Raw genomic sequence first — 21,791 nt, 5'->3', positions numbered from 1 at the left:
CTTCGACATCGGCAGTGACAGCTCGCAGAGGCGTGCGCCGGTGGGTTCTCCCCACCGGCTTCACGGAGAGCGACCGCCTCGCTGGCCGGAGCAGGAAAAAAGCGCGATACCGCGGGCATGCGATGATGTTGGTATCAAAGGGGTTGGAATCCACCGTCGGGCGTGCAAGCAGTCGCCGCCGGACCGCGCGGCGGCCTTTCCACCGGACGGGCTCGCTCTGGCCTCGGGCCGACTCCATCTCGGATGCCGGCCGGAGGACTTGGTGGGAAATCGCGGGAATGCGGAGAGGTGGGACGCGGTGCGGATCAGCCGTGACCCGGGGAAAGCAACGGAGCTCATCGGCAGACGGCAGGAGCGCGAGGAACTCGCCCTGCTGCTCAGCGCCGCCGGAAAAGGCCGGGGCGGCGCGCTGGTGCTGAGCGGGGAAGCCGGCATTGGCAAGACCGCGCTGCTCGACTCGGTCCACACACTGAGCGGGGTGCGCGTCCTGCGGGTCGCCGGAGTCGAGTTCGAGACGGACCTCGCCTTCTCCGCACTTCATCAGCTGTGCGCACCGGTGATGAATCGGCTCAGCAAGCTGCCGATGCCCCAGCGGCACGCTCTGGAAGCGGCCTTCGGGCTCGGCACCCGCAACGTCCCCGACCGCTTCCTGGTGGGCCTGGCAGTCCTGGGCCTTCTGTCCCGGGCCGCTGCGGAGCGACCACTGGTGTGCGTCGTGGACGACGCGCAGTGGCTCGACCAGGCATCGGCCCAGGCACTGTCCTTCGCCGCGCGGCGTGCGCAGACAGAGCCGGTGCTCTTCCTGTTCGCGGTGCGGGAGATCAGCGGCTGCCAGGACCTGGCGGGGCTGCCCGGCATGGCCGTGGGCGGCCTTCCGGACGACGAGGCACGCGCCCTGCTCGCCGCGCGGGTCCGGGCCCCTCTCGACTCCCCGGTGCGCGACCGCATCGTGGTCGAGGCACGGGGTAATCCCCTGGCGCTGCTGGAACTGCCGCGGACCATCGACCTGGCGGGCGGCTTCGCCCTCCCGGAGCAGAACGCCCCTCGGATGACCAACAGCGGGACGAACGGCGCCAGGGGAGCAAGCGGCACCGACCCGACCACCGCGTCGGCCAAGGTGGTGGCAAGCTTTCGGGCACGCGTCACCGCGCTGCCGCCCGACACCCGGCAGCTGCTGCTGATCGCCGCCGCCGAGCCGACAGGCGACCCGGTGGTGCTCTGGCGCGCGGCACATCTGTTGGACATCGACGCCGCGGCCGCCACGCCGGCGCTGGACGCGGAACTGCTGTCGATCGGGTTGTGGGTGCGCTTCCGTCATCCCCTGGTGCGCTCCACCGTGTACGGGGACGCGTCGCCGGCCGAGCGCCGGTCGGTGCACCGCGCGTTGGCCGACGTGATGAACGAGGCCGACGAGCCCGACCGGCGGGCCTGGCACCGTGCCCAGGCGGCCGCGGGCCCGGACGAGGAAGTGGCCAGGGCTCTGGAGCGCTCCGCCGACCGGGCACAGTCGCGCGGGGGTGCGGCAGCGGCCGCGGCGTTTTTGGAAGCGGCGACGAAGCTGACACCCGACGCGGGACACCGTGCCGAGCGCGCACTCGCGGCGGCCTCCGCGAAGCGCGACGTCGGCGCCTCGGATGCGGCACTGGAACTGCTCGCGGTGGCCGATGCGCAACCATTGGGTGATCTTGCGCGTGCGCGTGCCCAGACGCTGCGCGCGCGAATCGCCTTCGATCGACACCGCAACGACGCCTCGGTCGCCGAGCTGCAGCGTGCGGCGCAGTCGACGGCGCCCCTCGATACGTCCGCAGCCCGGGAGATCATCCTGGAGACACTCGCCGCGGCAGTCTTCGTCGGCCGGTTCGCGGAGGGTCCGCGCCTGCGTGAAGCGGCACAGGCCGCCCTCGCGATGCCGCCCGCGCCCTCGCCGGCCCGGCCGCTCGACCTGCTGCTGGATGGTCTCGCCACCCAGGTGCGTGATGGGTTCGAGGCGGCTGCCCCACTGCTCCGGGGAGTGGTCGACCAGTACCTGCGGCGTCCGGGCGACAGCGCCCACTCCCCCGGCGAACTGTGGATGGCGTGCAGCGCGGCCATGGATCTGTGGGACGACATGGCCTGGCGCATGCTGGCCGACGAGCAGATTCGTTCCTCCCGTGAAGCGGGTGCTCTGGCGGCCCTGCCCATGACGTTGAGCTACCGGGCCCTTGCCCACATCCACGCCGGGGAGTTCAGCGACGCGGCAGCGCTCGTGGCGGAGTCCTATGCGATCGCTGCGGAGGTCGGCGCCCCGGGCCTGGTCTACGTGGACGTCTCCCTTGCCGCCTGGCGTGGTGACGAGACTCGCACCGATGAACTGAGCAGTGCGGCCATGTCGGATGCCGCAGAGCGGGGCGAGGGACGGCTGGCCACCGCCGTCGAATACGCGCAGGCCGTGCTGTGCAACGGCCTCGGGCGGTACGAGGCCGCGCTGACGGCGTGCCGGTCTGTCTGCGAACTGGACGAGATGGGCTTCCACGCCTGGGTGCCGGCGGAGTTCGTGGAGGCGGCGGTGCACTGCGGCCGCCGCGAGGAGGCGGAGCGCATGCTCGAGCGGCTGACCGAGCGGACCCGGTCGAGTCCCACCGACTGGGGTGTGGGCATGAGGCTGCGGTCCCAGGCCCTGCTGAGTCACGGGGCGGAGGCTGACGAGCTGTTCGGCGAGGCGGTCGCCCGGCTCGACCGCAGCGAGGGGCGTGTGCACGCCGCGCGCGCCCGGCTGCTGCACGGTGAGTGGCTGCGGCGCGAGGGACGCAGCCGTGAGGCGCAGGCCCAGCTGCGGACGGCTCACGAGACGCTACGGTCGTTCGGCGCGGAGGCGTTCGCTGAACGCGCCGCGCGGGAACTGCGCGCGACGGGCGAACAGCCTGTCCGCCACCCGACCGCGTCGGCGGCCGGTCTGCTCACCGCGCAGGAGGTTGTCATCGCACGGCTGGTCGCCACGGGCGCCACCTCCCGCGAGGTGGGCGAACGAATGTTCCTGAGCCCTCGTACGGTCGAGGCACACCTGCGGAACGTCTATCGAAAGCTCGGTATTCGCTCGCGCAAGCAGTTGCGGGACCTTCCAGCCCTCGGCGAGCCTGGTGTCCTGCCCGGCCCCGACACGATGAGCCGCCTGTGACGGCGTCACCGCCCGCTTTCGCAGCGGGAGTGGCGAGCGACGGCCGCATGCGTGCGCTGGAGCCGGCCATGCTGGAGCTGCATGGTGATCCGCACGGTCCGCGGGCCAGGCAGTCGCGAGTTTCGTCCCGCCGGGGAAGCTTCGCCGCCCTGGACACGTGGCTCGTGCCGTAGGGGTCACCCACCCGGAACCGGATGGGGCCGATGCCCAGGGGTGGTGGTGTCGTCGGGCCAACCCTCGATCGAGGCAAGCGCATCGGCGGGGCCGGTTCGTGCACCGTACGGAGCCGTACGTCAGCGTCGGCCTTCTCCGCCCTCACGGCCACGGCCTAGACCGACTCGAAGTCGTTGCCGGGGACCGCGTAGGAGATGACGGCCACGTTCACCAGAGATTCCATGACCTCCCTCGATCGGAAACGGTGTACAGCGTCCGGCGTACCGGCGCGTCGCAGAAGAGGGGCGCCGATCTCACCGGTCCCGGGACGACGCTCTCGCGTCCGGCGGGCCGACGGCTGCCTCGGCCGACGCGACCTCGGCGCTGTCGAGGGCTTGTCAGCGGTCGCCGACTGCTCGTCGGCGTCCGAGGCGGCACCGCACACCTACGGCAGCAGAGTGGCGAGGAAGTCGTCGAGGCTCTGCCGGACGATTTCCCGGCCGTCCGGGACCATCAGGTCACATTGGTCCAGGAAGGCGCGCACATCCGCGCTGTGCAGGGCCAAGGCCACATAGCCGCTCCGGTTGGACAGCTCGATCAGTACCTGCTCGGGGGCGACGGAACAGACCTGCACGTCGCTCAACCCGGCTGCGGAACGCAGGCCTTCGGCGAGGAGATCCCGCGCGAGGGCCCAGCGTCTGTCGTTCCCGCTGCCCGGCAGGCACAGGACGAAGGTGACGACCAGAGGGTCGTGCCGGGAATACTCGAGGATCGATTCGACGGCGACGGGGTCCTGCGCCGTCAGGATGACGGTGCGCACTTTCCGCCTCATGGCGCCAATGCCCTCCGCGGACACCGCCCGTTCCGCTTGCGCAGTCGTCGGTGTCTCGCCTGCCTGGCTGCTCATAACGTTCCCCTCGATGCGGACTGCTGACGCACATCACTCTGGCGCAGGGGCACAGCTCCTCGTCTCGGCGGCCGGGGCCTAACGTGACGCCTAGAACCTGTACGCGAAGCCCGCCCGCTGCGAAGGGCGCGCTCTCCTGTACGGCAGATGTGGTCGGGGTCCAGGCGATTTCGTCCGAGTCCGGTTCGCGAAGGCAGGTGTGTCACCGGCCCGGCCCGCGGTGGACACGAGGGCCGGTGGCCTGCGTTGAGCGTGTGTCTTCGCGGTCAGTCCGCTCCAGGTCCGACCGATGGCGTGACCTGCCGGTGCGCCTGTCCAGCGGCCTCTTCGCCGGCCCAGCCGCATGCTGGTGTGCGCGCGCACGATGGTGGAGTGTTCCGGGACAGCACAGTTGAGGTCGTCGTCGGTGTCTGCTGTCCGACCGGTGCAGCGAAGAACACCCGCTTTCGGGTTCATCGACGGCCCGTCCGCACTTCTCGGGGAGGCGGATCCACTGCGGTCCCGTCGCGGTGCCGCTGTCAGGCACCTCGACAACCTCGGCCGGTGGAAGGGATCCGGACCGACCGGCCTAGGTGACAACGACCGACGCGAACGCTCGGGTTCCGGACGCATGCTGAGGAAGGTCACTCGCCTTCGAAGAGCCTGTACGTGCCGCCGGCGGCAGGAGCCAGTCCGGCAGTCATCGTCACCCACCCTGTCGCCGGAAAGGTTGCGTCATGGACGACCGAGCAGGACTGCACCGGCTGAGGGAGATCGAACTCCGCACGCGGGTGGACGACGGCTCCTGGACGAGTCGCCCGTTGTGGATCGTCGGCGTGGACGGCGAGGGGTACGTGCGCGCCGCCTTCGGAAGGCGCAGCCAGTGGCTGCGCAGTGCACTGAGTGGCGCGCCCATGCGCGTCGAGGCGCCCTGGGGGCTGTTCCCCGTCCGGCTGGAACCCGTCCTCGACAGCGCGCTCGAGGACCGGGTGTCCGAGGCCTACCGGGTCAAGTACGGCCCAGGCTGGCCCGGTCCCGTCCGGATCATGACGGGCGCCGAGGCACGATCGACGACGATGCGGATCGCTGCGGTGTGACCGCGTGGCGGCGGAATCGGCGTGACCATGCTGCAGGGGGAGAGCCCCGCGTCGCAGGTCCGGCCGGGGACTCATGGAGCCATGACGCCGCACCAGTGCCCGCGCTGCGACTCGCCCCGCCAGAGCGCGGCCTCGGGGCGGCGACGACGGGGTGCAGGGACGGTGCCGGCAACCCCGTCCTGGCGCGATCGCCCGGTGCCGAAGGCCGCGGATTCCCTGCTTCGGCCCCGGCACGATCTCCTCTCCCCCGGCGGCGCGCGCCGGGCCGCACCGCCCGATGCCCGTCCGACAGGAGGCACGGCGTCCGGCGCCCACACTCGGACGCGGCCCCCGTCGGGCAGGGGCACCGCCCCTCGGGCCCGCCGGAGCGGCAGGCCGGCAGCAGATCCAGACCCGTGCGGATGCGGGCGGCGACACCGACTGGCTGGTGCAGATCCACTCCACGATCGTCCGGCCCACTGGCATGCCGTCACTGCTGGAAAGGGGGAACCTCACCGGCGCCGGAAGCCGCCATGAGAAACGACGCTCAAGTCCTCGCCGACCGGTCCCACCAGGTCGTCCGTACACCTCATGGGCGCGAACAGACCGGGACCGCGCCGTGAAGGACGTGAAACCACGGCAGACGTAGACGCGGTGTTGACGATTCGTAGACAGCCACGGGACACCATGGGAGGCAGGACAGAGGACCGGAGCAGGATGCGCGGCCGTGGTCAGCAGGGGGAAGCGGACATGGACACCGTCGTTGTGGTCCCGCAGAAGAGAAGTGAGGACGCTGACCTGCGCGGCAGCGCGGCCGAGACCCGCGTGCTCGACGCCCTGGTGGCGGACGTCCGGGCGGGCCGCGGGCGGTCGCTGGTGCTGCACGGGGAATCCGGGACGGGCAAGAGCCGACTTCTCGACCACCTCGAGGAACGGGGCGGGGGCATGCGGATCCTGCGCGTGAACGGAGTGGCCGGCGAGACCGAGCTGCCGTTCGCCGCTGTCCAGCGGCTGTGCGCGCCCCTATATGGCAAGCTCGGCCACCTGCCACCCGCCTACCGCGACGCGCTGGCCGTCGTCCTGGGTCTGCGTGACGGGCCCGTGCCCTCCCCGGTGCACGTCGGCACGGCCGTGGCCGGGCTGCTCGCCCGTGTAGGCGGCGCGGGAGCGATGATGTGCCTGCTCGACGACGCGCATCTGATGGACCGTGCTTCCCGCACGAGTCTCGCCGTTGCCGCACGGCGGTGCGGCAACGGCGAGACCGCCTTCGTGTTCGCGCTGCCCGACGCCGCCCGTTTCGGTGAGCTGCAGCGGTTTGAGCGGCTGACCGTGCTGGGCCTCTCGGCCCCGGAAGCCCATGCCCTGCTCGCGACGCGTCTGCACGCCCCGCTCGATCCCCGCGTCCGCGACCGCATGGTGGCCGAGGCGCGCGGCAATCCCCGGGCGCTGCTCGACGCGGCCCGCTCGATCGGGCCGACCGAAATGGCGTTCTGCACGCCCGACGAGCCTCGGCTTTCCCTTTCCGCCGACTGGGAGAGGGCCTTGAATACCGCGCTGCACGGGCTCGGCGCGTCGGCCCGGGACCTGCTCGTACTCGCAGCCGCCGAGCCCTTCGGAGAGTCGGTGACCGTGCTGCGGGCCGCCGAGCGCCTGGGCATCGGCCGGGACGCCGTCGATGAGATCGAGGCCACCGGGCTCCTCGCTCTGACCCCCCACGTGCGCTTCGCCACCCCGCTGCTGCGCACAGCCGTCTACGCACGGGCTGCGGTGGCGCAGCGGCGCCGAATCCACGCCGCCCTCGCGGGCGGTATGCCTACCGAAGAGGACTCCCCCGAACGGCGGGCCTGGCACCGCGGACAGGCCGCGGTCACCTTGGACGAGGCAGTGGCAACCCAGCTGCAGGATGCGGCGGAGCTGACAGACGGCCTGGCCGCCGGAGCCACGACGGCCGCTCTGTGGGAGCTGGCCGCCTCCCTGACGCCCGACCGGCAGACGCGCGCATTGCGATTGCTTGCCGGCGCCCGCGTCCGGCACCGCACCGGTTCGCTGCGGCAGGCCCTGCACCTACTGGCCGACGTGCATACCGCTCCCCTCCCGGCCCTTGAACGGGCCCAGGCCGCCATCCTGCTCGCCCAGACCCGGTACGGCGTGCACCGCGACACCGCTGCGGTGCGCTCGCTGAACGAAGCCGCCCGCCACGCAGCCGTATCCGGCCACCGGCACATTCGCGACGTATCCGCGCTGGACGCACTGACCGCCCAGATCTTCGCCGGCCGCCTGCACCCACCACAGGAGGCAGTGGCAGGGGCGGCGGGAATGCGTACGGAGTCCTGCGGCCCGCAGTTGCCCGAGACGCGCGCCCTGCTGCTCCAGGCCCTGCACACGCGGACTCGGCACGGATACGGCCCGGCGGTCCCCCTGCTGCGCCGCGCCGTCGATGCGCACCTCGCGGCGGGTCACCCGTCACAGCCGTACCCCGATACGAACGGGAACTGGCTGCTGTGCCACGCGGCAGTCGACCTATGGGATGCGGCGGCATGGGAGACCATCACCGAGTGGACCGTGGCCGCCGCCCGCGCGACGGGAGCAACCAGCGTGCTTCCGGCGGCACTGGTCCACCAGGCGTTCGCAGACCTCCACCGCGGCCGGCTGGACGTGGCAGCTGCCCGGGTCTCCGAGGCCGAGGCGATCAGCGCGACCATCGGCGCCGTGTCACCGGGTCACGCCGTGCTCACTCTGACCGCCTGGCGCGGCGACCGGGACCGCACCGAGGCCCTCGCCGCCGCCTGCCGGCGAGATGCCGAGGCGCGCGGCGAGGGCCGCCTGCTGAGCACCGTGGAGTACGCCCAGGCCGTCTTGCACAATGCTCTCGGCGATTACCCGCGTGCCTTCGAACTCACCGGCACCGCCATGGCTCTGGATGAGCCCGCCTTTCGGCCCTGGCTGCTGCCGGAACGGCTGGAGGCCGCAGCGCGCACCGGCCACGTGCAGGAGGCCGAAGCCGTCGCCGAACGGCTGGCCACCTGCGCGCGGCTGACCGACACCGACTGGGCGCGCGGAATCCACCTGCGGGCCCTCGCCCTACTTGCCGACGACACACGTGCTGACGCGCTCTACCGCTGCTCGGCCGAGCGTCTGGACGTCGCCGGGGCTGAACTGCAAGCGGCGCGGACGCGGCTGCTGTGGGGCGAGTGGCTACGGCGCAACGGCCGGACGGTGCTGGCCCGAATACCGCTACGCGCAGCCCATGAGACGTTCTTGGGTGCGGGCGCACGTGCCTTCGCCGAGCGCGCGGCGGGTGAACTGGCCGCCGCGGGCTTCCTCCCCGAATCGGGCGTGTCAGGCACCAGGGCGGCGCTGACCGCGCAGGAGGAGCGCATCGCACGTGCGGTGGCGGGCGGGGCGACGACCAAGGAGGTGGCCACAGCGCTGGTTCTGTCCCCGCGGACCATCGACGCCCACCTGCGGAACATCTTCCGGAAGCTGGGGGTCTCCTCTCGCCGTCAGCTACGGGACGCGTCAGTACTGCCTCCCGAAGAGCTGCGGTCACGCGTCGAGAACACCGGACGTCGCGCGTCGAGTCCGCCACAGCGAAGGGACGGAAGCGCTCCAGGGCACACGGGAACGGCCTGATAGCCAGGCCCGCTGCCAGGGCAGAACTTCACCATGCGGTGGTGCGGGGGCTGGCGCCGTGGCGGGTACAAGAGCAAACTCGTCGACATCCCCGCCTGGCGCCTGGGGATCCTCAAACCCGTCCTGTGCCCTCACGACTCACACGGCCGCAAAGCGTGGTCCGGGCCATGCAGAACGAACCCCCAGCCGCTGGGCCTGACCAAGCTGGTCCAAGGACTCACCCTCAGGCCTATCCAGGCGCTGATCACCGCTGCCGAGGCCTCAGGACACTCCAGTTCGGCGGGACAGACCGGCTCCGCACCCCCGCCCCACCGCCTCCGCAGGGCGTCTGCCCACTTCAGCATCACCGCACAGGGCAGACCGCGGAGTCCCTCGTCCTTCAGGAACAGGACCGAACTGCACACCTTGCCACCGAGAAGGAACTCGTCGAGACGAAGAAGAACTCCTGGATCAGGATCCCCAGCTTCGACTACGCCCCGTTCGAACGCCTCCGCTTCGCCCTCAGCGGCAGCCGGCCGCACTGGGCGAGCGAATGGCGCGACACCTCCGAACGCTTCTTCGAGAAGCAGCTCGCCGAGATCGGGCAGGGGTCACGCTTCGGGGCGAGGCCGCCGGACTCAGACGTCTCGGCGGAATCCGACGCTCGGACGGTCGCGGCGGCCGCCCCTGGGCTCCACCCGCAGACCTGTGGACTCGCTACGCTGCGCAACGTGAGCGGGACGCCGGACCCACTCCTGACCAGCCGCGATCCGCCCCTCAGACCAGCTGTGGCTGGGGAGAACGGGCCGTTCTGGGGAGCGGCTGGGGAGAGTCGACTGCGTAAAACCGCGTCACCATGAAGGCCCCGGAAAGCTGCAAACTCCCGGGTCAACCCGCCCCCGATCTGCGCAGGTCAGCGCCCCGAGGGCAAGGACTTCAAGAAGATATCCTCGCCCACCTTGAAGGCCAGGCGTCGCCCTTCTCGCCCTCAGGCGGCTTCCCAAAGGCCCACATCGAGGATCCGGGCGGCCGTGGTGATGCTGCCCGGCATCAGGTGCCGGTAGGTCCGGTAGGTCTCCTCGATGGACTTGTGGCCCATCCACTCCGCCACATCGGTGATCGGGATCCCGTTCCCCAGGGCATTCGAGGCGAAGTAGTGCCGGAAGCCGTACATCCCCACGCCCTCCTCCGGCGGGAGGTCCGCGAAGAGCCTCCTCACGCGGCGCCGCTCCATGCCTTCGGTGCAGTAGCCGCCTGGGCCGCGCAGCAGGTAGCCGTCCGCCGTGGTGCCGTTCTTCTCCGCGTACCGCTCGATCGCCTCCCGGACCGATCGCGGCAGAGGCACCTCCCGGAACTCCCCCGCCTTGCGGTGCTTCAGCTTCGCCGGCTTCAGCGTGCTGGAATGGATCTGCTCGCACACCCGGTACACGTCCTGCGCCACGACGTTGTCGACGTTCACCGCCCGCGCCTCGCCGTTCCGCAGGCCGCATCCCGTCATCATGACGATCTCCAGCGCAAGGTCCTCGTCGGCAACCTTCAGCGCCTTTTTCACATAGGCGAGGGATGGGATGGCGACCGTTCCCCGCACGTATTCCGGTTCCTGGACTCCCTTCACCGGGTCGTCCACCATCGCCCCCTTGGCATACGCATCCCGCAGGATGGTCTTCAGCACCCGGAAGATGTTCACCTGGTTCCCCCGGCCGACCCCGTCGCCCTCCATCTCGTCCAGGAAGCGTTCCACGACCATCGGCGTGACCGAGTTCAGCTTCCGCACTCCCAGACGCGGGACGATGTGGACGTTGATCGAGCTGTCGACGTGCTCACCCGTGGAGTAATCCGTCATCCTGCGCTGCCGGGGCCGCCACTGCTTCGCGTACTCCCCGACCGTCAGCTGACCCAGCTCCCAGCGGGCCGCCGCCACGGACGGCGCCGTGGTCTTCTTCTCCGCATACAGCTGCGTGAGGCGCTCGATCGCATCGCCCTGCGTGCCATATCCGGACTCCTCGCGCTGCCTGCCGAGCGCGTCGCGGAAACGAATCAAGTACGGGTGAGGGCAGCGGGTGGGCTTCGCGCCGCCGCAGTCCTTGAAGAAGGACCCCATGCCGCGGGCGAGCTGTCGGGCCATGTCACGCACCATCCGTTCCAGCCCAAGAATCATGCTCAGGCACCGCATCGCAGGTCGGAGGTCAGCAAGCGGGGACACCATCCGGACGCATGCTGACCGTTTGCTGACCTGAGGGGGGCACATGATGCCCCTGACCTGCGGCGACGCCAAACAGTCAGATCTTGGACTTGAACATGGTACGAAGCATGAAGAAACTCCCGAAATGTCTGCTCCCTGCCTGCTTCCCGCAGGTCAAGGGCGGTCTCCGGAGCCTACAGCGATTCACATATCCGGTCAGCTGCCCCCAGGTGTTGCAGACCTCACGCTGACCCGCTGCTGACTCCTCCGACACATCGCCAGGTGCGGTCGGGGGTCGCGGCCTTCTGTGACCCGGGCCCTGAGGAGCCGGGTACGCGGCGTCCCGAGCCACGGCCGGCGGTGGGGCGGTGCCTGGCTACAGTGGCGCCCCACTCGACACAGCAGCTCTCGGAGGCCGTCCCATGTCGTCACGCACCCCGTCCGGCCCGCTCGCACGCCCCGGCGCCTCCGCTTCGGACGCCGACGCTGTCTGGGGGGTGATCAACGGAATGTACGAGGCATACATGGCCGGGGACCGGACGGCCGTCGACGCGCGGCTCGACCCGGAGGCGACGGTCTGGGATTCCGCAGCCGATCCGCTGCTCCTCGGCAGGGCTGACCTGGAGCGGCTGCGCGACGAGCGGCCGGGGCCTGGAAGCGGTCCGGTGGAGACCGGTCTCGTCGCCTACGACCCGGTCGTCGACGTATTCGGCGATACGGCCCTGCTGCGCTACTGGCTGCGCGTCGACTTCGCCCCGGGACCGGACGGAGCCGCCACACGTCCCGAGCTGGTGCGCAACACGGCGGTGCTGCGCAGGGACGCCGACGGCGGCTGGCTCATCGTGCATCTCCATGAAGACGTCCTGCAGCCGGGCGGGGTACCCGCAGTCGACGTCTGACGCCGCCTGTGCGGCGCGCCTGACCGACCCCCTCCATCCGTGCACGCCGCACACTCGCGTCCCGGGCCGCCCTGGTTAACGTCCGTCCATTCTCCGGACAGCAGGGAGGCAGAAATGACGTACAGGGTGGCCATGGACATCGGTGGCACCTTCACGGATGTCGTCGCGTACGACGAGACGCGCGGCACGTACATCGCGGCGAAAGCCCCGACGACGCCAGGTGATCTGGCCGAGGGGGTCTTCGCCGCGCTCGGGAGGGTGGTGGACGATCCCGCCGCGATCTCGTTCTTCGTGCACGGCACCACTCAGGGGCTGAACGCGCTGCTGGAACGCAAGGGCGCCCGCGTCCTGCTCCTCATGTCCGCGGGCATGCGCGACATCTACCACATAGCGCGCGGCAACCGGGACCGCATGTTCGACCTGCACTACCGCAAGCCCGTGCCCCTGGTGGAGCGCCGGGCCACCGCCGAGGCCGGCGGACGGCTCGACTGGCGCGGTGAGGAGCTGTGTCCGCTGGACGAGGACGCGGTACGGGCGACAGCACGGCGGATCCGCGCCGAGGGCTACACCGCGGTCGCGGTCTCCTTCCTGTTCAGCTACGTCAACCCGGCTCACGAGGTACGGGCCGGCGAGATCCTCGCCGAGGAGCTGAAGGACGAGGACGTCATGATCGTCCTCTCACACCAGGTGGCCAGTGAATGGCGTGAGTACGAGCGCACCTCGTCCGCCGTCCTGGACGCGTACACGGGGCCCGTCGTGCGGCGCTACCTCGGGCGGATCGAGGAGCGGTTCACCGAGCGTGGGCTGGGGGTGCCCGTCCAGGTGATGCAGTCGTCGGGTGGAGTGGTCAACGCCGACTTCGCGCGCCGCAACCCACTGCAGACCCTTCTGTCAGGACCGGTCGGGGGCACCATGGGAGGCGTGGCCGCGGCGGCGCTCCTCGGCAGGCCGAACGCCATCTGTGTCGACATGGGGGGTACGTCGTTCGACGTGTCGCTGGTGCTCGAAGGGCGGCCCGACATCTCCAACGAGGGCTCGGCGGACGGCTTTCCGGTGCTCATGCCGCTGGTCAACCTGCACACCATCGGCGCGGGAGGCGGCTCGATCGCGTACATGGAGGCGGGCGGGCTGCGGGTGGGGCCCGAGTCGGCCGGAGCGGTTCCGGGACCGGCCTGCTACGGGCGGGGCGGCACCCGCGCCACGGTGACGGACGCCAACGCCGTACTGGGCCGGGTGGATCCGGAGTGGTTCGCGGGCGGGCACATGACGCTCGACGTCGAGGCGGCCCACCGAGCCGTCGGTGAGCTGGCCGGACAGCTGGGCATCGAACCCGTGGAGCTGGCAGGCGGGATCTGCGAGGTCGCCAACGCGAAGATGGCCCAGGCCATTCGCACGCTGACGGTCGAGCACGGCCTGGAGCCCGGGGAGTTCGCGCTCCTCGCGTTCGGCGGCGCGGGACCCATGCACGCCGTGGAGATCGCTCGTGAACTGGGCGTCGAAGAGGTGGTCGTCCCCCGCTTCCCGGGCGCCTTCTCCGCCTGGGGCATGCTCGGCACCGAGGTGCGTCGCGACCTCACCCGCCAGTTCTTCACCCCGGGTGACGTCCTCGACGGCGCCTCGATGGCGCAAGCCCTCGGCGAGTTGCAGGCGCAGGCCCTGGCCGCGCTGGCCGAGCAGGGTGTGCCCGCCGGGCGCAGCCGGGTCGAGCACGCCGCCGACATGCGGTACGAAGGCCAGGACTACACCCTGACCGTTCCGCTCGACGCCGCCGAGGAACCCCTGCACGAGGACTTCCTCGCGCGCGCCGCGGCCAGGTTCGCCGCGCTGCACGAGCGCCGCTACGGGCACGCGACCCCCGATGCCCCGGTCGAGTTCGTCACGCTGCGGACGACGGGGCTCGGCGCCCTGCCCGAGACCGAGCCCACCGTGTACGGGCCGCAGGACGGCCAAGACCCCTGGGTCGGCCGCACCAAGCCCGTCGTGTTCGGCGGCCGGGCGTACGAGACGCCCGTGCTCCGGCGGGAACACCTCGCGGCGGGCGATCAGTTCGCCGGTCCCGCAGTCGTCGTCGAAGCCACCTCCACCACGGTCGTCCCACCGGACGCGACCGTCGCCGTCGACCCGCACGGCTTTCTCGTCGTCAAGCTCGGAGGCAACGCGTGAACGCCCCTACCCCCGTGATCGATCCGGTCACCACCGAGATCATCCGCTGCGCCCTGCTCCAGGCCGCCGAGGACATGAACACGACTCTGATCAGGTCGGCCTACACACCCACGATCTACGAGGCCAAGGACTGCGCGGTCGCGCTCCTCGACCGGGATCACCACGTGCTGGGCCAGTCGTCCGGACTGCCGATCTTCCTCGGCAACCTGGAGGAGTGCACGCGCGCGACGGAGCGCATGTACGGCCGGGAGGTGTGGCAGGAGGGCGATGTCTGGGTGCTCAACGACTCCTACATCGGCGGCACCCACCTCAACGACGTCACCGTCTACGCGCCCATCCACGTCGGCGGCGAGCTGGTCGGCTTCGCGGCGTCCCGGGCGCACTGGATCGACATGGGGTCGAAGGACCCCGGCGGGTCCATGGACTCCACGACGATCTACCAAGAGGGCCTGCGCATGGGGCCGTTGAAGATCTACGAGCGCGGCGTGCCCTGCGTGCTGACGCAGGATCTGATCGCCCGGCAGGTCCGCTTCCCGCAGCCCACGCTCGGCGACATGCGCGCCCAGGTCGCCTGTGCGCTCACCGGCGGCCGACGCCTGGGGGAGATCGTGGAGCGCTGGGGCACGGACACCCTGCTGGCAGCGCGTGACGCGATCTTCGAGCAGACCGAGCGCCTGGAGCGCGAGCAGATCGCCGCGATCCCGGACGGCGTGTACGAGGCCACGGGGCAGCTCGACAACGACGGCATCGACCTCGGCACGCCCCTGCATGTCACCGTCCGGGTCACTGTGGACGGCGACCGAATGACCATGGACGTCACCGACTGCGCCGACCAGGCCACCGGGCCGGTCAACTGCGGCGCCGCACAGACCGTCGCCGCCTGCCGGGTCGGTTACAAGCTGCTGGTCAGCGGCGAGGTCCCGCTGAACGGCGGCTCGTTCAAGCCACTCGACGTCCTTACCCGGCCGGGTTCGATGCTCGCCGCGGTGGAGCCGGCGGCGTGCCAGTACTACTACTCGCACCTGGGCCTCGTCATCGACCTGGTGGTCAGGGCCCTCGCGCCCGCGCTGCCGGAGAAGGCGGCGGCGGCCTCGTACGGCGACTCGATGATCGTGCAGTTCACCGGGGTCGACCCGCGCACCGACAAGCTGTTCGTCTCCCAGGAGGCCACCGTCGGCGGCTGGGGCGCCTGGCAGACCGGCGACGGCGAGACGTGCCTGATCAACAACGTCAACGGCTCCCTGCGCGACATGCCGGTCGAGGTCCTGGAGACACTCTTCCCGGTGCGGGTGGAGGAGTACGCCGTCCGCGTCGACTCGGCGGGAGCGGGCCGCACTCGTGGTGGCAACGGCGTCGTACGCCAGTACCGGTTCACCGCGGACCAGGACCTGTCGCTGTGGTGGGAACGGTCGGTGACCCCGGCATGGGGCCTCTTCGGCGGCGAGGCGGGCGCCCCGCCCAGGGTCACGCTCAACCCCGGCCGGGGCGACGAGCGTTCCCTGCTGAAGACCAATGCCCTCCCGGTTCGGGAAGGCGATGTGCTGCGCTGCGAGAGCGGCGGGGGCGGCGGCTTCGGTCCGGCGTCGGAGCGCACGGTCGAAGCGGTCGCCGATGACATCCGTCAGGGGCTGCTCAGCGCGGTACGGGCAGAGGCCGACTACCTGTCAGCTCGTTGACGGTCCGCCAGAAGGATCGTCGAGCAGAACGCGGCAGGCCAGGTGCAGGGCCAGCCTCAGGCTCGGGTCCTCGGGGTCGCAGCCGAGGGCCCGCAGCCGCTCCACGCGGGCGGTGACCGTATTGCGGTGCACCCCCAGCCTGGCCGCGGCCGCCGACGGGGTGGCGACGTCGAGGACCACGGCGAGGGTGCGCAGCAGACTGCCGTCCCTGTCGGCCTCCAGCAGCGCGGCGAGCAGTGACTCGGCCGGGCCGCGCAGCACGTCACGCGGCACAGCGGCCAGGAGCTGCTCCGGGCCCGTCCGGTCGGCCCGCACGACCGTGCCGGGTCGCGTGACGCTCACGGCGGCCACCGCGTCGGCGAACACCGGCCCGAGGCCCGCGAGGTCCGTGGCCGGACCGGCCACCGCCCCGGCCAGCGGCACCAGCAGGGACGGATGGACCAGCGCGGCCCGCAACTTGTCGCCGGCACGGGCGAGGGGGTCCCGCGCCGGCGGCAGGTCATCCTGCTGCTCCCAGGCCACCCAGCACCCTTCGTAGGCCACGAGCGGCCCGCCCGGGCCCGTCCGGCTCCACCAGGAGGCCAGCAGCGCGCCGCCGCGGTCCTGTTCTGCGGACCGTACGACATACACCACGAAGGGACCGCGCACGGGCCAGCCCAGCGCCACGGCCTGCACGAGCAGCGGGTCGCGCTCTTCGGCCGGTCCCGGCTCCTGCTCCTGGGCCGAGTGCCGGCCCTGATCCTGGCCTTGCTCATGGTCCTGTGGCGTCGGCGCGGCCCCTCCCCGGTCCACGAGCTCCACGAGGAGTCCCGACGCGTGCAGGCCCAGGCGCTCCGAGGTCAGGCGCTCCCGCGCCGCCCAGGCCGTCAGCGGAGCGACGGCCAGCCCCAGAACCTCTCGGACCGTCGACTCCCAGCCCGCGACGCGGGACCGGGAAGACGCGGCCAGCACGGCGAGCGGACCGCCTTCAGGGTCGGGTACCTCCACCCGCACGCCCACCGCGCCGACGGGCGTGTCGAGCGCGGCGGACCGGCCCGCGATCACCTCGCCGGACGGCGCGACGAGCGCGACATCGGTCGACGGCAGCACTGCGTGCAGGGCCGAGACGATGCGCACCGGGCGCGGTCCGGCCGCGGTGATGCGCCGGGCCGCCGTCGCCAGCAGTGCCGTGCGGCCCGCCTCGGGCTGGGCCACGGCCGAGGCGATCCGCACGGCGGCGTCCAGGGCACTGCCCGCCACCACGAGCAGCGGCACACCGAGCCGCTCGGCCAGATCCGCGGCGGATTCCGCGTTGCCAGCGCCTCGAGCGACGACCACGCAGGCCGCGGCGTGCTCCCACGCCTTGCGCAGGGCCATCTCGATGGTCCACGCCGCCGACGCGGCGAGGCTGGTCAGGACGACGGCGGTGTGCGGCTGCAGCTCGTCCAGCGCGTCGAGGTGGTCGGCGATGCGTACGGCCCGCACGTCGACCGCGCGATCGGCCGGCCCGTACACGGTGACACCGGCGAGAGGCCCGTGCTGGACGAGCTCGGCGAGGGTCAGGTAGCGGTCCGCGGCAACCGGTTCCCTCACCATGGGCCACCTCCGTTCCGCTCCATCAGCGCCGGTACGCCCATCCGGGCCAAGGCCCGGCCGTCACGCGTGTGCCAGGGCGGCGCCGCCTCGATGACGACCACCTCGACCTCTGCTCCGGGGACCGCACGCTCGACGTCCACGACGCTTCCGTCCGCGGCGGACAGGATGAGGATCTGGTCGGGAGCCGCGGCCACGACGGCGCCGTCACCGAGGGCCAGGAGCACCTCGTTGTGGGCCTCCAGTCGGAACCGGCGACGCAGCCCCTCGGCCTCGGAGATCACCACACTGGTCGGCCGGGAGGGCAGTGCGGCGGCGTCCAGGAAGCCGCGGGCCGCGCCGGATCCCTCGTCGTGCATGGTGTCCGGAGCCTGCTCCACGGCGGTGATCCGGCCTCGGCACAGCCTCTTCGGCCGCCACGGTGCGAACCGCTCACGCTCGGTCGCCGAGCCCGCCGCGAGGGCACGGCTGACGGTGGACGGCACCAGGCAGCCGGCCAGGGCGGTGCCGTCCATGGGGTAGGCGGCGGCAACGGCCCAGCCGCCGACGGCCAGCACCAGAGGGCGTACCAGTTCCTCCACGCGACTCCCCGCCGACTCGATCGTGATCACGTCCCCGTCGCAGGTGGCGAGGGCGAGCGGGGCCGGGGCCACCCCCGCGAGGGTGAAGACGGTCTGCTCCAGCAGGGGCAGTACGCGCCCGCAGCCGTCCCCGTCGACGAGTGGGAGCCGACACCGGGCGGCCGTCGCCAGGGCGATCAGGGCGTTCTCGGCGGCGGTGTTGAGGGCCACGACCGCCTCCACGGGACGCCCGACGACGCGTTCGACCGCGGCGACGGCCTTGAGCGGCTCCACGCCCGTGGGGAGGTGCTCGGCGAGGGCTGCCGAGGCGCCGACCAGCGTCACGCAGACACACAGTCCGACCCCGCCGAGCCGCTCGGGCGGCAGCAGTGGCACCGGACCGTGTGCGGCGAGTTCGGCGCCCGCCCAGTCCAGGGCGACTCGGTAGGCGGATTCCTCCGTGCCTGCGGCGAGCACCCGTGCCCCCACCGCCAGCCGCCCCAGATCAGTGCTGGTCAGCATCGGCAGCGAGGGAGCCTCTGGCCGGGCGACGTTCATGCGGGCACTCCCGCTGCCGGCTGCCCCACCGCGTGCACCGTCACGCGGTGCACTCCGGCCGGCAGGTAGGCCACCGGCGCGTGGCTGACGCTCTCGATGCGGGCCGTGGCGGGAGCCGCGCCCGCAGCCACCACGCGGGACAGGGCACGGTCGCATGCCGTGGCGAGCATCAGTTCGAACTCTGCGCGTCCGGCCGCCGTGACGAGCCGCTCGGACGCGATACGGCACACCGAGGTGGCGGCGAACCGGGCGGCGTCGGTCAGCCGAGCGCGCACTTCGGCTGCGGCGGGCGGGGCCCCCATGTCACCCGCTCCCCCGCCGGTATGCAGGAGTACGGCACCCGCGACGCGCTCCAGCTGCCGCGCGGCGATGCGGGCGATGGCGTTCGGGTCGGCCGGCAGCGTGTCACGGACACCCGGCCCCACCTCATGGATCACCGGGGACCCGAGGTGCACGGGAACGCCCAGCGGGCCTTGCCCGGGCCGCACGGAGCGCTCCGGGTGGCCGTCACCGAGGGTGAGACAGCGGACTGAGCGGGCGCCGGCGTCGACCACGACCGCGTCGGCGACGCCCGCGCGGGCGGCGGCCCCACGGGCGGCGCAGGTCGTGGCGGGAGCGGTGGCGATCACCGGATGGCGCCGGAAGTATTCGGCGGAGATCAGACCCCCGTCGTCCCTGGCGAAGTACAAGGGCGCCGTCAGCCCGGCCGAGCGCAGTGCCCGGGTGGCCTCGACGGCCAGCTCCGTAGCCCAGCCGCCGAGTGCCGCGTTGACGACCGTGGCGTTCTCGCGTTCCCGCAGGCCCACGGAGCCGATCTCGTGCGAGAGGCTGATGGCAGCGCCCGGCACGGTGTCGGCGAGGGCGGCCGCGGCGTCCAGCTCGGGCCCTGGCTCCGCGGGCGCCCCGGCCGCGCAGACGGCGAAAGCCGAGATCTCCGCTTCCCGGGCGCGCCGTGCGAAGGCGGCGACAGCGTCCCTGTCCAGGGGCGCCGGCGGCCGTCCGGTCAGCGTGGCGCCCCCGGGGACTTGGGCGGTCAGCGCGTCGACGGCGGCCCGTGCCGACGCGGGCCAGTCGGCGAGCGGGGCGAGGGCCGGGTGACTGGTGGGCGCGATGCGCAACAGGGCGACCCGCCGCGGACGGGGGGACCGCCGGGCGAGATCGGTGACGAGGACGACCGACTCCGCCGCCGGGGCGAGGGGGCCCAGCTCCGCGAGGACGCCCCGTACCGACTCCGCCACCCCGGGCCTGCTGTCCACGACAGCCTCCGCCACGGTCCGCCCGTCGCGGTCGACGAGAACCGCCACGCAGGTGGCCCGCCCCAGGTCGATGGCAAGTCTCACGCCACCATCCTTCCACCGACGTCCAGGACCCACCGATCCACGCAGCGGGCCCTGGACGTCTCGCACTACTCCAGGTCCTTGCCCTCGGTCTCCGGCAGCGGCATCGCGCACAGCAGGGCCACGGCCAGGAAGGCCATGATGAACAGGATCGTCGACGAGTAGCCCGTTGCCCGGCCGAGGAGGTAGCCGACCACGGACGGGGCGAGTGAGGTGGCGCCCAGCTGCGCGGCCGTGGCCCACGCGTATCCCGTCGCTCGCAGCGACGTCGGGTAGAACTCGCCGTTCCAGGTGTTCCACACGCCCCATGCCCCCAGGCAGAAGAAGGACAGGGCGAAGTTGGCGACGTACATCTCGGTGAGGGTGTCCGCGTAGGCGAAGGCCACGCCGGAGAGGGCAGCCAGCGCGACGTACGGCAGGAAGACCTTCCTGCGTCCGAACCGGCCCGTCAGCAGCGACGCCGACACATAGCCGGGGATCATGCACACCGCGCTCAGGGCGACGAAACCGAGGCTGGCGGACATGCTCAGCCCCTTGTCCTGCAGAAGGGTGGGCAGCCAGGTCTGCAGGCCCCAGTAGCCCCAGTTGAAGCTGAAGTTCACGACGAGCATCAGGAGCGTCAGGCGCAGCAGCCGACCGCGGAAGAGGTCGGTCGTCCGCCCCGAACGCCGCTGCCCGCCCGAGTCGTCACCGCCGGAGGCGAAGACCGTCCCCTCGGGCACGTCGGCTCCGAGCCGGCGCAGCACGGCGGCTGCCTCGGCATGGCGGCCGCGTTCCGCCAGCCAGTACGGGGACTCGGGCACCCAGGCGCGGATCGCGATGACCCAGACCCCGGCGAGACCGCTCGCGAGGGCGACCACGTGCCAGCCCAGCCCACCGAGAAGCTGCGTGGCCCCCACGGCAAGCAGCACACCGACGGGCCATCCGATAGACAGATAGACGGCGGCCCGGCCCCGCAGCCGGGACGGGAGCAGCTCCAGGAAATAGGGAAACGTGACGGTGTAGATGCCCGCGAGGGCGAGGCCCGACAGGAACCTCGTCACCATGAGCACGGTGAAGCTCGGCGAGAGCCCGCTGGCCAGGGCGAAGACGCCGTATGCGGCCAGCGACCACAGGCACACGCCGCGGCGGCCGATCCGGTCGGAGACGGGTCCCCAGACCAGGCAGCCGGGGATCATCCCCAGCGCCACCGCCGACAGGGCCCAGCCGATCCGGCCCTCGCCGATACCAAAGGCGGTACCGAGGTCCCCGGAGACGTAGACCAGGGCCAGCTGTTCCCACGACTCGATGACGAACGCCATGAAGAGCGCGAACGCCGCGAGGAGGTGCGCGCGCCGGAGCGGCATGTCCTCGAACCAATGCCCGACCGGAAGCGGCTGCGCCGCCCCCGCCTGCTCCACTGCCCCTGGTCTCGCCTCGTGCACGGCACTCATCGACTGCCCTCCATGCCTCATCATCGGCCCTGTCCCTCCTGACTGAGGGGTGGCGGCACTCTAGGAAGCAGCCGGGAGGCGGCCATGTGCACCGCGCACAGGCGAGCCGCATGCGACCGGGCCGAACGCCCAGGACCGACCCGATCACGACGATCCCTGCCTTCGGGTGATCGCCGGAGTCGCGGGGCTTCCACGCGTCGTGCCCGGCGCACCGCTCGCCGCGCTCCGCTGTGCATGTGGCACAGCGGAGCAGCCCATGGCATGGGACATCGTGTGCGGCCGAAGCGGCGCTCACAGGGAAGCGGCGTGCTCATGAAGGATGGAAGGATCTCCATGACCCACTCGCACACGCGCGTCTCGGACGAGATGCAGAAGAATGCTCTCCCTCCGGTTCCGAAGAGCGGTGTGCCCTCATCCGGGGAGCCGGTCCGGCAGCGGAAGAACGGCCTGTACCCGGGCGTCTCCGACGAGCTGGCCGAGAACATGAAGTCCGGCTGGGCCGACACCGAGCTGCGCGGTCTGGAGCCGAT

12 protein-coding genes and 1 pseudogene are annotated in these 21,791 nt (G+C 71.7%); 7 read left to right on the top strand and 6 right to left on the bottom strand.

The annotated features are described in order from the left end of the window. Positions 1-298: 298 nt before the first annotated feature. Positions 299-3,154 carry an ATP-binding protein gene (locus OO54_RS32860; RefSeq protein ID WP_234439534.1) on the top strand — a complete coding sequence of 952 codons (2,856 nt, stop codon included), beginning with the start codon at positions 299-301 and terminating at the stop codon, positions 3,152-3,154. Positions 3,155-3,752: 598 nt separating this feature from the next. On the opposite strand, the gene OO54_RS42630 is transcribed toward OO54_RS32860, so the two are convergent. Next, the gene (locus OO54_RS42630) at positions 3,753-4,214 is read right to left on the bottom strand and encodes an SsgA family sporulation/cell division regulator (protein WP_078905462.1); all 462 of its coding nucleotides are present in this window, start codon (positions 4,212-4,214) and stop codon (positions 3,753-3,755) included. A gap of 716 nt (positions 4,215-4,930) precedes the next feature. Here OO54_RS42630 and OO54_RS32850 point away from each other — a divergent pair. Beyond that, the gene (locus OO54_RS32850; RefSeq protein WP_051787403.1) at positions 4,931-5,290 is read left to right on the top strand and encodes a DUF2255 family protein; all 360 of its coding nucleotides are present in this window, start codon (positions 4,931-4,933) and stop codon (positions 5,288-5,290) included. 729 nt (positions 5,291-6,019) lie between these two features. Next, positions 6,020-8,902 (top strand): LuxR C-terminal-related transcriptional regulator, encoded by a 2,883-nt coding sequence (locus tag OO54_RS32845; protein WP_159391646.1) that lies wholly within the window; start codon positions 6,020-6,022, stop codon positions 8,900-8,902. A 967-nt stretch (positions 8,903-9,869) separates the two neighbouring features. Here the strand turns inward: OO54_RS32845 and OO54_RS32840 are convergent. Beyond that, positions 9,870-10,982, bottom strand: coding sequence for a tyrosine-type recombinase/integrase (locus OO54_RS32840; protein WP_106970143.1), 1,113 nt, complete (start codon positions 10,980-10,982; stop codon positions 9,870-9,872). A gap of 503 nt (positions 10,983-11,485) precedes the next feature. Between OO54_RS32840 and OO54_RS32835 the strand changes: the two genes are divergently transcribed. The 3 genes from OO54_RS32835 (at position 11,486) to OO54_RS32825 (ending at position 15,801) form a co-directional block, all read left to right on the top strand. After that, positions 11,486-11,962 (top strand): YybH family protein, encoded by a 477-nt coding sequence (locus OO54_RS32835; protein WP_033209734.1) that lies wholly within the window; start codon positions 11,486-11,488, stop codon positions 11,960-11,962. A gap of 114 nt (positions 11,963-12,076) precedes the next feature. Next, the gene (locus OO54_RS32830) at positions 12,077-14,125 is read left to right on the top strand and encodes a hydantoinase/oxoprolinase family protein (RefSeq protein ID WP_033209733.1); all 2,049 of its coding nucleotides are present in this window, start codon (positions 12,077-12,079) and stop codon (positions 14,123-14,125) included. Then, a complete protein-coding gene (locus OO54_RS32825; RefSeq protein ID WP_033209730.1) occupies positions 14,122-15,801 on the top strand; it encodes a hydantoinase B/oxoprolinase family protein in 1,680 nt (559 codons plus the stop codon). Before OO54_RS32830 ends, OO54_RS32825 begins: the two co-directional genes overlap by 4 nt. On the opposite strand, the gene OO54_RS32820 is transcribed toward OO54_RS32825, so the two are convergent. The 4 genes from OO54_RS32820 to OO54_RS32800 all read right to left on the bottom strand — a co-directional run bounded on the left by OO54_RS32820 (position 15,790) and on the right by OO54_RS32800 (position 21,261). Then, positions 15,790-17,376, bottom strand: coding sequence for a PucR family transcriptional regulator (locus tag OO54_RS32820; RefSeq protein WP_033209727.1), 1,587 nt, complete (start codon positions 17,374-17,376; stop codon positions 15,790-15,792). The genes OO54_RS32825 and OO54_RS32820 overlap by 12 nt on opposite strands. Further along, complete coding sequence (locus tag OO54_RS32815; protein ID WP_078905460.1) at positions 17,370-18,491, bottom strand: DUF917 domain-containing protein; 1,122 nt, start codon at positions 18,489-18,491, stop codon at positions 17,370-17,372. The genes OO54_RS32820 and OO54_RS32815 overlap by 7 nt, the downstream gene beginning before the upstream one ends. Then, positions 18,488-19,831 carry a hydantoinase/oxoprolinase family protein gene (locus OO54_RS32805; RefSeq protein ID WP_033209721.1) on the bottom strand — a complete coding sequence of 448 codons (1,344 nt, stop codon included), beginning with the start codon at positions 19,829-19,831 and terminating at the stop codon, positions 18,488-18,490. Before OO54_RS32805 ends, OO54_RS32815 begins: the two co-directional genes overlap by 4 nt. A gap of 65 nt (positions 19,832-19,896) precedes the next feature. Next, entirely contained in the window at positions 19,897-21,261 is a 1,365-nt protein-coding gene (locus tag OO54_RS32800; RefSeq protein ID WP_234439532.1) for an MFS transporter, read from the bottom strand. Between the two features lie 366 nt (positions 21,262-21,627). Between OO54_RS32800 and OO54_RS32795 the strand changes: the two are divergent. Further along, positions 21,628-21,791: pseudogene (locus OO54_RS32795) on the top strand (aminopeptidase P family protein); the annotation flags it as partial.

The sequence above is a fragment of the Streptomyces wedmorensis genome, assembly GCF_000716445.1.
Lineage (GTDB): Bacteria > Actinomycetota > Actinomycetes > Streptomycetales > Streptomycetaceae > Streptomyces > Streptomyces wedmorensis.
Note: the sequence above shows the minus strand (reverse complement) of the source record. Positions and strands in the feature narration are given on the sequence as shown.

Excerpts from the sequence above, each read along its gene's own strand:
- OO54_RS32845 (WP_159391646.1), top strand. The coding sequence starts at position 6,020 with ATGGACACCGTCGTTGTGGTCCCGCAGAAGAGAAGTGAGGACGCTGAC.
- OO54_RS32850 (WP_051787403.1), top strand. The coding sequence starts at position 4,931 with ATGGACGACCGAGCAGGACTGCACCGGCTGAGGGAGATCGAACTCCGC.
- OO54_RS32800 (WP_234439532.1), bottom strand. The coding sequence starts at position 21,261 with ATGAGTGCCGTGCACGAGGCGAGACCAGGGGCAGTGGAGCAGGCGGGG.
- OO54_RS32840 (WP_106970143.1), bottom strand. The coding sequence starts at position 10,982 with ATGGGGTCCTTCTTCAAGGACTGCGGCGGCGCGAAGCCCACCCGCTGC.
- OO54_RS32815 (WP_078905460.1), bottom strand. The coding sequence starts at position 18,491 with ATGAACGTCGCCCGGCCAGAGGCTCCCTCGCTGCCGATGCTGACCAGC.
- OO54_RS32835 (WP_033209734.1), top strand. The coding sequence starts at position 11,486 with ATGTCGTCACGCACCCCGTCCGGCCCGCTCGCACGCCCCGGCGCCTCC.
- OO54_RS32830 (WP_033209733.1), top strand. The coding sequence starts at position 12,077 with ATGACGTACAGGGTGGCCATGGACATCGGTGGCACCTTCACGGATGTC.
- OO54_RS42630 (WP_078905462.1), bottom strand. The coding sequence starts at position 4,214 with ATGAGCAGCCAGGCAGGCGAGACACCGACGACTGCGCAAGCGGAACGG.
- OO54_RS32820 (WP_033209727.1), bottom strand. The coding sequence starts at position 17,376 with ATGGTGAGGGAACCGGTTGCCGCGGACCGCTACCTGACCCTCGCCGAG.